The 15,112-nt window shown below is 49.8% G+C and carries 12 protein-coding genes; 4 read left to right on the top strand and 8 right to left on the bottom strand.

Annotated features, from left to right (window positions below):
• Positions 1–2: 2 nt before the first annotated feature.
• From nuoG to secA, 8 genes are all read right to left on the bottom strand, one after another.
• The gene (gene nuoG, locus ACWHYD_RS15915) at positions 3–2,693 is read right to left on the bottom strand and encodes an NADH-quinone oxidoreductase subunit NuoG (protein ID WP_447963007.1); all 2,691 of its coding nucleotides are present in this window, start codon (positions 2,691–2,693) and stop codon (positions 3–5) included.
• Positions 2,694–2,704: 11 nt separating this feature from the next.
• Positions 2,705–4,012, bottom strand: coding sequence for an NADH-quinone oxidoreductase subunit NuoF (nuoF, locus tag ACWHYD_RS15920; RefSeq protein WP_447963008.1), 1,308 nt, complete (start codon positions 4,010–4,012; stop codon positions 2,705–2,707).
• An 80-nt stretch (positions 4,013–4,092) separates the two neighbouring features.
• Entirely contained in the window at positions 4,093–4,617 is a 525-nt protein-coding gene (locus ACWHYD_RS15925) for a complex I 24 kDa subunit family protein (RefSeq protein ID WP_447963009.1), read from the bottom strand.
• Between the two features lie 86 nt (positions 4,618–4,703).
• The gene (gene nuoD, locus ACWHYD_RS15930) at positions 4,704–6,455 is read right to left on the bottom strand and encodes an NADH dehydrogenase (quinone) subunit D (RefSeq protein ID WP_447963010.1); all 1,752 of its coding nucleotides are present in this window, start codon (positions 6,453–6,455) and stop codon (positions 4,704–4,706) included.
• Positions 6,456–6,514: 59 nt separating this feature from the next.
• A complete protein-coding gene (locus tag ACWHYD_RS15935) occupies positions 6,515–6,994 on the bottom strand; it encodes an NADH-quinone oxidoreductase subunit B (RefSeq protein WP_312646695.1) in 480 nt (159 codons plus the stop codon).
• Between the two features lie 117 nt (positions 6,995–7,111).
• Positions 7,112–7,483, bottom strand: a complete 372-nt coding sequence (locus ACWHYD_RS15940) for an NADH-quinone oxidoreductase subunit A (protein WP_447963011.1) — start codon at positions 7,481–7,483, stop codon at positions 7,112–7,114.
• 68 nt (positions 7,484–7,551) lie between these two features.
• Complete coding sequence (locus tag ACWHYD_RS15945) at positions 7,552–8,697, bottom strand: class I SAM-dependent methyltransferase (protein ID WP_447963012.1); 1,146 nt, start codon at positions 8,695–8,697, stop codon at positions 7,552–7,554.
• A 293-nt stretch (positions 8,698–8,990) separates the two neighbouring features.
• Positions 8,991–11,711 carry a preprotein translocase subunit SecA gene (gene secA / locus ACWHYD_RS15950; RefSeq protein ID WP_447963013.1) on the bottom strand — a complete coding sequence of 907 codons (2,721 nt, stop codon included), beginning with the start codon at positions 11,709–11,711 and terminating at the stop codon, positions 8,991–8,993.
• 272 nt (positions 11,712–11,983) lie between these two features.
• Here secA and ACWHYD_RS15955 point away from each other — a divergent pair, with 272 nt between their 5' ends.
• From ACWHYD_RS15955 to ACWHYD_RS15970, 4 genes are all read left to right on the top strand, one after another.
• On the top strand, positions 11,984–12,277 hold the full coding sequence (locus ACWHYD_RS15955) for a hypothetical protein (RefSeq protein WP_447963014.1): 294 nt from the start codon (positions 11,984–11,986) through the stop codon (positions 12,275–12,277).
• A 323-nt stretch (positions 12,278–12,600) separates the two neighbouring features.
• Positions 12,601–13,134, top strand: coding sequence for an energy transducer TonB (locus ACWHYD_RS15960; RefSeq protein WP_447963015.1), 534 nt, complete (start codon positions 12,601–12,603; stop codon positions 13,132–13,134).
• 37 nt (positions 13,135–13,171) lie between these two features.
• Entirely contained in the window at positions 13,172–14,224 is a 1,053-nt protein-coding gene (locus ACWHYD_RS15965; protein WP_447963016.1) for a tetratricopeptide repeat protein, read from the top strand.
• Positions 14,221–15,111, top strand: coding sequence for a TonB family protein (locus ACWHYD_RS15970; protein ID WP_447963017.1), 891 nt, complete (start codon positions 14,221–14,223; stop codon positions 15,109–15,111). Before ACWHYD_RS15965 ends, ACWHYD_RS15970 begins: the two co-directional genes overlap by 4 nt.
• Position 15,112: the final 1 nt, after the last annotated feature.

Genomic DNA, 15,112 nt, shown 5'->3' on the forward strand with positions numbered 1-15,112 from the left:
CCTCATATCCCAGCCATTTTTTCAAGGCGAACACGAGCCACTTTGCAAGAGGGCACCTGCGTTTCCGGATCAACACTATAGGGCATAAGACGGCGTATCTCTTCATCAAAATGCTCAGGGTACACCGCAACACCGTTGGGAATACGTTCACGAAGTCCGACCTGAGTGACCACCTCCCCCAAACGATTGCTCACCTTCACGGTGTCCCCTTCACCAATCCCGCGTCGAGCCGCGTCTTTCGGATGCAGATAAAGTTTGCCGGTTGCCTCAACCTGCAGCAAACCTTTGGCCTTTCGTGAAAGCTTTCCGGAATGAAACAAGGATTGGGAAACCTGCAAGATCATGTCATCCGCATCATCAGCTGAATCGTTTGCCGGCAATTGGTACCGCGTCGCCATATCCCGTTGATAATCCGACGTGAGGTATTTTGCGATGACCGTCAGGTCAGGGCGAGGGGGTAAGGGACCAGGCCCTAAGGTGCGTGTTCCAGGGAGGAGATTATGGATTTCCTTGCCGATTTCCTTGACGTCTCCGTATTCCATTGGATCATTCATCATCACCGACAGCGCAGAGAACACTTCCCAGTCCGGTCGACTCTCACCAACCAAATCAATCGCTTTTCGTACTGACTGGATATGCCCTTCCGTATTGGTAAAGGTTCCGTCTTTTTCAGCATAGGAACAGGCCGGTAGAACAACATGAGCTTTCTGTGCGGTTTCAGTGAGAAACAGTTCCTGACATACCAGAAACTCCAACTTCTCTAATGCCGACTGAATACCCGATGACGGAGGCAACGAAGCCAGGGGATTTTCACCCACGACAAACAAAGCTTTCAATCTGCCTTGTTGCGCATCCTCAATCATCTGTGGGAGTGAAGAGCCTGGCGTGTCGGGAATTGGCCGACCCCATGCTTGCGCCATTCGCGTCCTCTCCTCCGGGCTACCCAGGGATTGTCCACCAGGCAATACCGATCCGATTCCTCCCATCTCAAAGGCTCCCTGATCATTATTTTCTTCCGCCAGAGGAGCAAGACCACAACCGGGTTTTGTGAGTTTTCCACTTATCAACAAGAGGTCCAACAAATTCATGGTCATTCCGAATCCACCCTCGGATCGCAGGACTCCCGGTCCGACGAGAATGACAACCTTCTCCCCTTTGGCAAACACCTGGCCGGCTTGAGTAAACGTTTCCGAATCCAATCCTGTTTGCGCTTGAATCACATTCCAGGACAGGGCTTTCAGCGTAGCGGTCATGTCGTTGACATAGGACGAGGTGTTGGTCTGAAGTTCCGGATCCACCATTTGCTGATCCACGACCGCTTTCAGCATGCCCAAAATCGCTCCGGCATAGCCCGTCGGTTTGACGCCCAGATGATGTTGGGCCAGATTCACAATATTGCTGATGCTCCCAATGGCAGGTTGCAGGGCTTCGATGGTAATCAGCTTCGCCCCACGTCGTTTCACCGCCTCTTTGACCTTCAACCCTGTAATAGGATTGGTTTCGGTAATATTGGTCCCGACGAGTAAAAGGGTATCCGCCGATAGAATATCGTCAAAGCTCACGGCCCAACGATGGGTGCCTTGCACCCGCTGCATGGCATGCACCGCATTCAGATGGCCATACCGCACACTGCTATCAATCCGATTGGTCCCCACCACCCCACGCATGAATTTCTGAAACACATAGATATCTTCATTGGTGCATCGTCCCGTAATTAATCCGCCAATCGCATCGGGACCATACTTGGCTTTAATGTCCAAAAGACGCTGCCCCACGAGTTCCAAGGCCTCTTCCCATTGCACGGATTGAAGGGCTTCTCCTCGACGAATGAGAGGCGCCGTGAGCCGATCAGGATGAACGCTGACATGATAGCCAAAGTAGCCTCGGGCACAGAGATCACCGTTATTACGGCCGGCTCCGTGAGTGGAATTCACTTCGATGAGGTCATTATTCTTCGTTTGAAAGGTGATTTGACACCCATCCCCACAATAGCCACAAATTGAGTCCGTCCGCTTCAGCATCCATGGGCGAAATTCGTACATGGAGAGTCGACTCGTAATGGCTCCCACCGGACAAATCTGAATACAACCACCACAAAACTCGCAGTCCAATTCATGAGCCCCGAAGGCTTTGATTTCCGTCATGGTGCCGCGTCCTGCAGGCGCCAGAGCTTTCACATCCATGACCTGATCACAATAGCGCACGCACCGCAAACATTGGACACAGCGGTTCATCTGCGTTTCTATCAGCGGGCTGAAATATTCCTTGGGAAAGACCCGTTTGAGTTCCTTAAATTCGCTTGTCGTCGCGGTGTATTCGTGAGAAAAGTCCTGAAGATCGCACCGCCCCCCTTGGTCGCAGACCGGACAATCCAACGGGTGATTGGCCAAAATAAAATCTAATACAGACTTGCGTGCCTCTTGCACCACAGAGGAAGACGCCGATTTCACCACCATGCCTTCCGCCACTTGCGTACTACAGGAGGTTTGCAACCGAGGCATTTTTTCAATTTCCACTAAACACATCCGGCAATTGGCATCGGGAGTCAATTTCGGGTGATAGCAAAAGTGCGGCACCATGACACCGACCTGCCGCGCAGCCTCAATGACCAGCGTCCCCTTTGCAACCGATGCCGTCTTTCCATCGATCGTCAGGGTAATCATGTCAGTAGTGGTCGTTGGAGGTATTGCCATTTCAGATATCCTCAATGCGAGAAAACCGGAATTTCCTTATTGCGAGGCATCGTCTCCTGAGCTTCCTGAATGAGAGCCTCATATTCCTCGCGCCAGTGGAGTAATGTGCTCACGATGGGAGAGACTGCCGCATCACCAAACGCACAAACCGTACGGCCGGGGATATTTCCGCAGAGTTCATCAAGAACTCCAATATCTTCAGGACGCCCCCGTTTGTTCCAGATTCGCTGAAGAGTCTGAACGAGCCAGGAAGTTCCTTCCCGGCATGGCGTACATTTTCCGCACGATTCATGATAGAAAAATTCCATTAATCGGAGAGCGGCCCACACCATATTCGTGCCTTCTTCCATCACCGTCACGCCCCCGGATCCCAGCATAGAGCCGGCTAATGCCACTGACTCAAAATCCATTTTCACATCCAGATGGTCAGGCGTCAGAAATGGAGCCGAGGCCCCACCAGGGATAAAGGCCTTAAGGGGCTTATCCGATCGCATCCCTCCGCCCAACTCATAAATCAATTCGCGGAATGTAATGCCCATGGGAGCCTCATAATTGCCAGGCCGCTTTACATGTCCACTCAAACAAAACACCCGCGTTCCACAGCTTTTAGGCGGAGAGCCAATCGAGGCAAACCACTCTCCCCCTCGGTTGATAATATGAGGAACATTGGCCATCGTTTCGACATTATTGACCACAGTGGGGTTTTGATATAGCCCATGCGTCGCCGGAAACGGCGGCTTGAAGCGAGGCATGCCCCGTTTCCCTTCTAATGATTCCAGTAGAGCTGTTTCCTCACCACAAATATACGCTCCGGCTCCAAGATGGACAAAAATATTGATCGTCAATCCGCTCCCCAGAACATTTTTGCCAAGATACCCGGCCGCATTGGCTTCATGAAGAGCCTGTTCCAGAATCTTCGCACCGAGACGAAACTCTCCTCGAATGTAGATGTAGGCCGTTTGTGCGCCAATGGCGAAACAGGTAATGGCCATCCCCTCCAGCATTTGATGGGGATCCCGTTCCATGAGTTGCCGGTCTTTAAATGTTCCGGGTTCACTTTCATCCGCGTTGCAGCACAAATATTTAGGACCGGGATGATTCTTGGGAATGAATCCCCATTTCACACCGGTGGGAAACCCGGCTCCACCACGACCGCGAAGACCTGACTTTTTCACCACCTCAATCACCTGATCGGGCTGCATTTCCTTCAAAACTGTCCGAAGGGCTCTATACCCACCGGTCCCTTCATAGTCCGCCAACGAACCGGTGTATCCCGGCTGCTCCATATTCTTCAATAATATTTTTTCGTAAGTGGTCATAAACACATTAATTCGTAAACGGGCGGTTTTGAATAACCCATGAATTGCTTATCCACGTCTATGCTCTACAAAGACTCCTGTCATTTAGCAAGGGGCTGAGGATACATGAAGGGTCCTGTTTTAAGCGAACTTGTCCCGTCCCGTTTCAAATCGTCCAGGACTCGTCCGACCTTTTCTTCAGATAATTGTTCATAATAGTCATCATTCACCTGCATCATGGGACCGGTCCCACAGGATCCAAGACACTCCACCACGCTGAGCGTAAAGATGTTATCTGCCGTTGTCTGACCTGGGGCAATGCTCAGTTTTTTCTGAATCCACATCACAAGATCATCCGATCCAACCAAAGCACACATGAGCGACTTACACACTTGAAGGTGAAACTTCCCGATCGGCTTGAGATTAAACATCGTATAAAACGTGACGGTCTCAAACACTTGCGGGGGAGTCAAATCCAAAATTTTGGCAATCTCTTTCATGGCTGATTCACTGACATATCCCTCTTCCCTCTGCGCAAAATTCAATAACGGCAACAACGCCGAGCGCTTCACCGGATAGCGGGACAGAATATCATCAACCTCGTTTTTGAATCGCTCAAATAACATGGCAGCCTCGTGAGTTGAGGTGAGGAGTCATCGCCCAATGACCATTGTGCGCGTAACCCTTTAACTCCCTGACACCATTCCCCATGTTATCGATCACACTCCCCCATCACAATATCGTACGTTCCGAAAATCGTGACGATATCAGAAATCAAATATCCACGCGCCATATGATCAAAGGCGCCCATATGAATAAAGGAAGGAGATCGGATTTTCAACCGATAGGGACGCGAACTCCCGTCACTAATGATAAAAAAGCCCAATTCACCTTTAGGCACCTCAGTCGCACAATACGTTTCGCCTTTCGGTGGCTTAAACCCTTGCGTAAAGATAATGAAATGATGAATCAGGCTTTGCATATCCCTCATCACCTCGGGCTTGGGAGGGGGAATGGCTTGGGCATCGACGGCCATCACGGGTCCCTCAGGCATTTGATTGAGGCATTGTTCAATGATGCGAGCGCTTTGCCACATTTCTTCCATTCTGATCCAATACCGGTCATAGGTATCCCCGTCTTTTCCCAGAGGGACTTCCCAATCCACGCGATCATACACGCCATAGGGCTCCAGTTTTCGAATATCATAGGACACTCCAGACCCACGCAGAACCGGCCCTGTGCATCCGAAATTGATGGCATCCTCCGCAGAAAGGAGTGCCACCCCCTTTGTGCGGGCTACCCAAATTCGATTTTTTTGCAAGAGCGTATCGTATTCCCGAATGTGGGCAGGAAACGTTTTCAAAAAATCCCTGAGGGTCGTAATAATTTCCGGCGTGAGATCCGCATCCACGCCTCCAATCCGATAGTAATTCAATGTCAAACGGGCTCCACACAACTTTTCAAACATATCTAACAAGACTTCACGTTCCCGGAATGTCCAAAAGAACACGGTCATGGCTCCGATATCCAGCGCTTGTGTTCCCAGCCAGAATAAATGGCCGATGATCCGTTGCATTTCGGCAACGATGGTCCGCACATATTCCGCCCGTTCCGGAACGGCCATATCTATCAGTTTCTCCACGGCCCTCACATACGCATAGTTATTGGTCATGGCACAGACATAGTCTAATCGATCGGTATGCGGAACCATTTGCATATACGTCAGACCTTCAGCCAACTTTTCCACTCCCCGGTGCAGATATCCAAGATCGGGGGTGGCTTTGCTGACCCGCTCACCATCCAACTCCAACACGACCCGAAGCACACCATGCGTACTGGGATGCTGCGGTCCCATATTGAGGAGCATTTCCGTCGTGCGTTTGGTGTCACCCGGATGGTCATCCGCCATGAATTGATGCCGCTGATCATCTGGCACCTCGGCTTCCGACCATTCGCCAATCGGTTCGTCCAACCTGGGGAGAAAATCAAAGCGGCTTCGCCACCCTTTCCCTTCGGCCGGAAAATCTTTTCGTAACGGATACCCTTCATCAAAATCATCAGGCATCAAAATTCGACGAAGATCGGGATGTCCGCTAAAGCGGATGCCCATCAAGTCGTACACTTCGCGTTCCAGGAAATTCGCCCCTTTCCAGATCCCACTGATAGAGGCGATCTCCGGATGGTCCTCTGTCACGCGAGCTTTAATTCGAAGGCGGGTCCTGTGTGAAAGGGAGAGAAAGTGATAAATGACTTCAAAGCGCTCAAGGTCATCAGGATAATCCGCCGAACAGATATCGGTGATATGATCCAGGACCATTGAGGGATCGTCATGGAGAAATTGGGCAATTTCCAGCCAATGATCGGCCTGCACTTGAGCCCACAGATCCAAACGCACGGGATCCTGCTGCGCCGTCAGCACCGCCTGAGGAAAGCGGTTAACCAGGGATTCAAGAAAAGCATGCATAAATGAGATCGGTTGCTGGATCGTTGATTATCGAAAAACCCTCTACACAACTTCCGGTGTTACTTCACAAAGTATTTTTCTTTTTGAATTTTTTCTTGGAGTTTAATAAGACCATCCATGAGCGCCTCTGGCCTTGGTGGACAACCCGCAATATAGACATCCACAGGGACGATTTGATCCACACCCTGAACGACGCTGTAACTATTGTAATGATTCCCGGATGTCGCGCAGGATCCCATGGAAATCACATATCTGGGCTCGGCCATTTGATCATAAATTCGACGGATCACCGGTGCCATTTTCCGACAAACCGTACCAGCGACAATCATCAAATCGGATTGGCGTGGTGACGCACGAAATACCCCTGCCCCAAACCGATCAATGTCATACTTGGATGACACGGAGGCGATCATTTCAATCGCACAACAGGCTAATCCGAAGGTCATCGGCCAAAGGGCTGATTTCCGACACCAGGCAATACAATAATCCAAGTTGGTCGTAATAATATTCGGTTCAAGTTGTCGTTCAAGCATGCCCATAAGATTATCTGCCTACCTCAATGTTCTGTATGTGGCTCGTGGCCTACCCCCAAACTATGGGGGTGCCATTGTACTGGGTGAACTGCGGATATTTCCAGGCATAAAGACCTATTTTTCTTAATCCCAATCTAATGCACCTTTTTTCCAGGCATACCAGAACCCCACAATGAGAATGGCCAGGAACACTCCCATTTCAACTAGGCCAAGAAGGCCAAGCTTTTTAAACACCACCGCCCAAGGAAATAAGAACACCACCTCAATATCAAAAATGACAAAGAGCATGGCAATGATGTAATAGCGCATCGGGAACTGAACCCTGGCGTCCATAAACAACGGAGCGCCACTTTCGTAAGGAAGCAGTTTCGCCCGATAAGGACGGCTGGGACGGACAATCCACCCCACAACAAAGGACCCGACTCCAAAGAGCACCCCAAGAACCATGAAGATGATGATGGGGAGATAATTAAAAGGAACAGGTTCACTACCCATAGATTACTCTCATTCCAGAATGAGTCATACTCACCACATTCATCTCCGATTCAAAACTTTTTCCATCTTCATTGTGAGGACACCGCGTCATCAAAAAAAGCCCGATAACGCAAACCTTGAAGCGGGAAAGGCTCCATTCCCTTTCGCTGAGCGAGAACCTTAAATGTTGTCCCCATCCCATGGGGGCGCAATAATTTCGTCAACGCCTTTACATCTTCAGACTCTTGGTCCTGGTCTCGCACCAATTCTTCGACACCCAACCCGATCAGCCAATTAGCCATAGTTGTGAATCCGATGAGGTCCAACCCGTTTGTCGTTCCGACACTCGCCAAAGCGGAAAAATTGACATGAGCCGTCATATCCTGCTCTCCAACCCTTGAATACGGATCGGTCGAAATGGCATGCCGATAATAACACAAGAAGGTCCCGTCCTTTCGGTCGGATCGATAATAATCACCATGCGTATGACCATAGTCGATAGTCACCACGACACCGCGACGGAGAAGGCGAGCCACATGCCTCATCCAAATCTCAGCGGCAAGATGGAGTTCTGAAGTTTGGGCTTCACTCAAGGCCACCTTATGAGTCTCGATGTAGTCGATCAGGTTCGGAGAGAGCCTATGATTCAGACATTCAACAAAATGCCCGCCTTTGTAGGCCACACATATTTCATGAAGGCGGTGGTCAGCCATTCGGACTCGATGGACAGGTAACGCGTCAACTAATTCATTGGAAAAGACAACACCGGTCACCGAATCCGTTTCAACGTTCTCTAACGACGACTTCCAACTCAGATGCTTGTTTCCCCAGCCCTCCCCTATCTCGCTGAGCTTGGCTGCCTGACGCGATTGGAGATGGGGACTCCGCTCGATGATTTGATAAGAAAGACGATGATAAAAATCAGAATCGATCGATCGGCATTCTTGAATGAAATCGAAGGCAAAAGTTCCGTTCCCTGCACCAATTTCCATAAAAGTAAACTGAGCGGGATGTCCTAACTGGTCATCGATAGCCAAAACCTGGCGAACCAAGGTTTTCGCCAGAATAGGGGAAAGTTCCGGTGCCGTATAAAAATCACCACCCCATCCGATTCGGTCTGAGGGAGGGAGATCAGGTTCAACCTTTTTGGTCATATAATATCCGTGTGGAACATCGTAGAGCGCCAATTCCATGAAACGCGCAAAACTTATGGGCCCATTAAGGTCAATTTCCAATAGAATCTTCTCGATAAGGTCTGGATTACCCTGTGTATTCTGATGATCTGATGGCACGAATGGACTATGGTCCCTCCTGCAATATGCCCATTGAGAATCGGTTACGATAACGGCCTACCTTTAAACAAGTCAAGCAATTTCGCACTTTTTATGACAATAAAAAACAATAGATTCAACACGTTATGAACAAGAACCTAATCGGGAGAAGAAGGTAGGTGAGTGGCAAACAGAAAGAGGGTGGGGTTACAACAATACTCGCGTCAATGAGAAGAGCAGAGTAGGCCTTTCAGGTGTCAGGTCCCATGGCATTTTTTGTATTTTTTCCCGCTCCCACATGGGCAGGGATCGTTTCGACCAACTTTCTCTTCGGCACGTTGAACGGTGCGTTGCTGGGGAGCGGAAGCGGACTCACCTCCCCGGTTCAGATTTAATTGTGCCGGGCGAGGCGCTTCCCGCTCAGGCTCAGGCCGTTCACCGCGAACCAGTTGAAATTTAAAGAGCCGTTCCAAGGTATCATTTTTAATCCGCTCCATCATTCCGGCAAACATGTCATAGCCTTCACGCTTATATTCTGCGAGGGGATCCTTTTGCCCATACCCGCGCAGGCCGATTCCATCTTTCAACTGGTCCATTCCCCACAAGTGATCTTTCCAATGATGGTCAATCATTTGAAGCAGAATCGTGCGTTCCACATAATGCACTAAATCCTCGGTGGCCCCATGCTCCTGGATGAGTCCTTGGACTTTGTCCCGGTAAGCCTGCTTTAACTTTTCTGGAATTTCTTCCTTGAGCGCGTCTCGACCGACGTCTTTGATCTCATCCGCTTGGATCACATCAACGCCAAATTGTCCCTGCACTGATTCCGCTAATCCGGCAATGTTCCATTCCTCGGCGTACTGCTCCTCAGGACAATAGACATCGACCAAGCGTTCGCCCACTTCCTCAATCATACCCAAAACGTCTTCCGTCACATCGGTCGCATGTAATACATTCTGCCGATGTTTATATATCACCTCTCGCTGCTTACTCATCACATCATCATATTCAAGAAGATGCTTGCGAATTTCAAAATTATGGCCTTCAACCTTTTTCTGCGCATTTTCAATGGATTTGGTGACCATCCTGTGCTCAATGGGCACACCTTCTTCCATGCCGAGCTTGAGCATGAGGTTTGAAACCCGTTCGGACGCAAAAATGCGAAGCAAGTCATCTTCCAAGGAAAGGAAAAAGCGCGAGGAGCCAGGATCTCCCTGCCGTCCCGCCCGTCCTCTCAGCTGATTGTCGATCCGGCGGCTCTCATGACGTTCAGTCCCGACTATGTGCAACCCTCCGGCTGCCAGTACTTCTTTCTTATTCTCATCACAGGCGGCTTTAATTGTGGCATACGCTTTGTTTTGCTCCTCTTCTGTCAGATCTTCCCCCCGATAAACAACCTGTTGTTTGAAGAGCGCTTCAGCATTGCCTCCCAATAAAATATCGGTACCGCGGCCGGCCATGTTCGTGGCGATGGTCACCGAACCCTTTTGCCCGGCCTGGGCAATAATTTCTGCTTCTTTTTCATGAAACTTGGCATTCAAGACATGGTGTTTTACGCCTCGATGCTTCAATAAGGCCGCAAGACGTTCAGATTTTTCGATAGAAATCGTGCCAATAAGAACCGGTTGTCCCTTCTCATGATATTCTTTGATCTCGTCGGCAATGGCCTCGAATTTCTCCTTTTCGGTCCGATAGACCACATCCGGATTATCGATTCGAATCATTTTGCTATTGGTGGGCACCACATTCACTTCCAGGTTGTAAATTTTTGCGAATTCCGCAGCTTCGGTGTCCGCGGTTCCGGTCATGCCCGCCAGTTTGTTATACATACGAAAATAATTCTGGAACGTCACGGATGCCAGAGTTTGATTTTCGTTGGCAATCTTCACCCCTTCTTTGGCCTCCACAGCCTGATGGAGTCCATCACTCCATCGCCGTCCCGGCATTAATCGACCGGTAAACTCATCAACAATCATCACCTCGCCATCTTTCACCACATACTCCACATCCCGATGATAGAGCACATGGGCTTGGAGAGCTTTAATAACGTGATGCACCAAACTCAGGTGCTTCAAGTCATAGAGATTATCGACTCCCAACAGTTTCTCAACATGCGCATTGCCTTCATCGGTCAGAGATACCGTTTTTGTTTTCTCTTCAATCGTATAATCCTCTTCCCGTTTGAGGTGAGGGATGATCCGATCTACCTGGAAATAAAGGTCTGTGCTTTGTTCGGCGGGTCCGGAAATAATCAGCGGCGTCCGAGCTTCGTCGATGAGAATGCTGTCAACTTCATCGACAATGGCAAAATTCAATTCCCGCTGAACCCCCTGGCTCAAGTCCGTGACCACGAGATTATCCCTTAAATAATCGAACCCAAATTCATTATTGGTCCCGTAGGTAATATCGGCCCCATAAGCCTCACGTCGAGAACATGGCCGAAGAAATTGCAACCGTTTATCCGGGGCATCATAGGTTGGATCAAATAAAAAGGAGGCGTCATGTTGAATGATCCCGACGGATAAGCCTAAACCATGGTAGAGCGGTCCCATCCACTGGGCATCGCGCTTCGCCAGATAATCGTTCACTGTCACCAAATGAACCCCTTTTCCCTCCAACGCATTCAAATAGACCGGGAGAGTGGCGACAAGAGTTTTTCCTTCACCTGTGCGCATTTCGGCAATACGTCCCTGGTGCAAGACCATTCCCCCTAACAACTGTACATCAAAATGGCGCATGCCAAGCTGGCGCTTGGACATTTCACGGCATACGGCAAACGCCTCAGGGAGCAAATCATCCAAAGACTCGCCAGCTTCTAGTCTTTTTTTAAATATTGCGGTCTTTGCCGCTAATCCCTCGTCATCAAGGGGTTGCAAAGAAGCCTCAAATTCATTGGCTCGAATCACTTGTGGTCTGAGCCGCTTGAGCTCCCGATCATTTTTGCTACCAAAGAGAATATTTAATAGACGAACAAACATATCGACCTTACGAAATAGGGTGGGAGAAAATCACAATGGATAGGGAATGAGGGCTAGACACACCTTTCAAACCATACAGTTGCCCTAGTATACCGAATTACCGGTGGGAATCAACTCACAGGAAAAGGATTCATGATCGCAAAGATCCATCCTGTGACGGACGACGACACGAAACGAAGGACAGGCATTTGCTTGACAGAATCTTTCGGGTTTCCCTAGCATAAGCCTCCTTTATTATTCAGGGTTTTGAACATTTCTGGTCTGTAGATAACATGCCATATCGAAAAAGCCTCACCGTTGTACTCATTCTGATGCTCTTCCTCATCATGGGGAGCATGCATCGGACCTACGCTTCGCACATTACGGAACATACCCATCACCACACATCAGCCATGCATAGCACGGCAATCTGTTCCTGGATGTGCGCGGCGGCACAAACAATTTCCGGGGATAACCAGGAAATTTCCCCTAGCTTCCAACTCCTTGCCATTATGGAATATCCGATTCCTAAAGTCCCTACTCTCATTTCCACTCATTTTCTTCCAACCAGAGCTCCTCCTCGATAAATCATCCGAAGCCTGGTTCCCAAACCGCTTTCACCATAACGAGTTGAGTTCGGGAACGGCCTCACAACGCATGGTCAGAGGAGGGGACGGCCGACATCTTCCTGACAGGAGAAACCGAACAAGGGACAACCTCTTTAAGGGGGTAGTGAGTTTCTTAACGTCAAAGATGCCAGCTGGCTTGATTTGACGTTATCCGCAACCTAGAAAAACAACCAGTGGATATAATTCAACACGACCGGTCGTCATATTTCGTAATGGGAAAAGGTCTTTTGGTACATCAACACAATCTGATGTTTTTCATTGCTTTATCTCTATGGTGCACTTTGGCCTCCAATCAAACTTCTTTGGCGGAAAACCTCGGTGAGAGCACAGAGCCCATAGAAACCTTAGACGTCATTGAAGTGACTGGGACAACGGTGACAAAAACCAGTAGAACATTTTCATTTCCGTTGCCCACGATTGACCGCCCATGGCCGCCAACGACAATTCATACCCTTGGGGCTCCCGATCTTGATATGGATAATCTGCCACAGCCCGCCATACCCCGAATACTCCTAGACCGGATCGGAACAACACGCGGGCGATTGAAAAGCGTCAAACCCCTGAAAACCGAACGCCCCCTCTATCCCAGAATGGCCAGAGAACAGGGGTGGCATGGGAAGGTGGTCCTGCGGACGCACATAAGTTCCGATGGCACGGTCACAAGTGCCACAGTAAAGGAAAGTTCGGGATTTTCTCTCCTGGACGAAAGTGCCGTTCAATCGGTAAAGGGCTGGTCCTTTGAACCAGCAAAAAATGGAGAATTTACCGTTGCGTCCACCGTGGATTTGCCCATTCGATTTGATTTGCTTCAATAAACCTGGGGAATATTGCCCATATCAATAAGGTTAGCCCATGATACCTCCTTTCTCGAAAATCAGACTCATCGCGTTTTTCCTTCTCGTCACCCATATCGGCCTGGGCAGCCCCTCAAGTCAGGCTGGAGAAGCACAGGACCTTCTTTCCCAAGCCTTTTCATCCTATGAACAACAACAATGGACTTCGGCCATTGCTTCCTTAGAGCGTGCGCTGGCCTTGTACCCGGGATACGCTGAGGCGCACCATCTGTTGGGGTTAATCTTCAACAATCTTGAAAAACCGGATAATGCCATCATGGAGTTACAACGGGCGGTGGAGGCCTATCCCAAATTTGCTCAAGCCTATGTTGATCTTGGATCCATCTACCAGCATCAGTCCCAATTTCCAAAAGCCGAGCAATCATTCAATCTTGCCTTGAAGGCCTATCCCAAGTTTACGGAAGCCCGCATTGCGTTGGCGGCGTTGTTTGATCAGCAACAACAAGCGCAGAAAGCCATTAAGGCCCATCAGGCCGTCTTGGAACTCGAGCCTCATCGCGTCGATTCGTTATACGGCATCGCGTTTTGGCTGGCCCAGGAGCAGCAGACCGATGAAGCCCAACGTTACGTCGACCAACTGGTCTCTCTCCATCCCACGTATGTCAATGGTTGGTTAATGGCCGGATCACTCGCTCAACAATCTGATCACGTGGACAACGCCATTCAGGCCTACCAACATGCCGTAAAATTAAACAATGATTTAGCCAGCGCCTATTTCAATTTAGGCATCCTGTACCGGCAAAAGGAAGACTTCAAGGAAGCGGCACAAGCATTTGAACACGTCACCGCTCTCGATAAAAACAATGCGGAAGCTCATGTCAATCTGGGAGTCGTGTATGCGGCCCTGTCCCAAATTGATCAAGCTGAAGAAGAATATCAAACAGCCTTATCTTTGAATGATCAATTGGCCGAAGCCCACTACAATCTTGGAATGTTGTATGAATTTCATCGCAATGCCCCCCAAAAAGCTCTCAAGCACTACGAAGAATTCTTGAAGCTTGGGGGCCAGGACGAACGAATTCAAACATTATTACAACGGAGCAAATCGTGAACTCCACGTTTGAAGATTCCTCTTCCAATTTCAATAATCGAATTTTTCTCCTGAGCGCCTTGGGAAGCGTTATTCTTCATGCAGGAATTCTTGCCGCCCTGACGTATTATCCAAGTCCCCCTGAAGTTAAAGACCTCACCCCAACAGTCCAGGTGACATTGGTTCCGGCTCTCCAGGAAATCAGTCCCGCCCCACAACCGCCCACGAAACCTCTGACACCACCCCAACCGGATTTTGCACAACCCACGCCACCGTCTCCCCGGACCCAACCTACGCCAGCCATGCCGGCGACACCGATGCAGGCATCAATTAAACCGACACCTTCCAAACCCCTGGCTCCGCCGCCTCTTCCTCAGGCAAAGCCCATGCTCAAAGACACACGAACGGTGCAGGCCATACAGAGTCGTCAGATGATGAAAATGGCCGTTCCTCCTCAACACCGGCAAAGACCTCAGCTTTCACCGGCGACACCGCAGCGGGAACAACCCCCTGCCAGGACACCTATGCACATGAACAATCGTCAACCAATAGCGCAGCACACACTGCCTCCCCCGCCAAACCCGTCGGCTCGTCCGGCATTAAAAACTCCGCCGGCGATGGCAGCCGGATCCTCAACGTCCAAGCCGAGAATTGTCGCCTCGACCAAACCACTCTATCCTCGTGTGGCGCGTGAGTCTGGGTGGGAGGGGACGGTGATTGTGCGAACATTGATTAACACCGATGGCGCTCCCAGCCAGGTGGAAATTCGAAAGAGCTGCGGTCATGAGGCGTTAGATCTGGCTGCCCAGGAAGCCATTAAAAACTGGAAATTTCAGCCGGCGAAAGACGGGAACATCCCCATAGCCAAATGGGTCGACATTCCCATTAAATTTGACCTGAACAGTTAAG

It is taken from the genome of Nitrospira sp. Ecomares 2.1, from assembly GCF_965152585.1.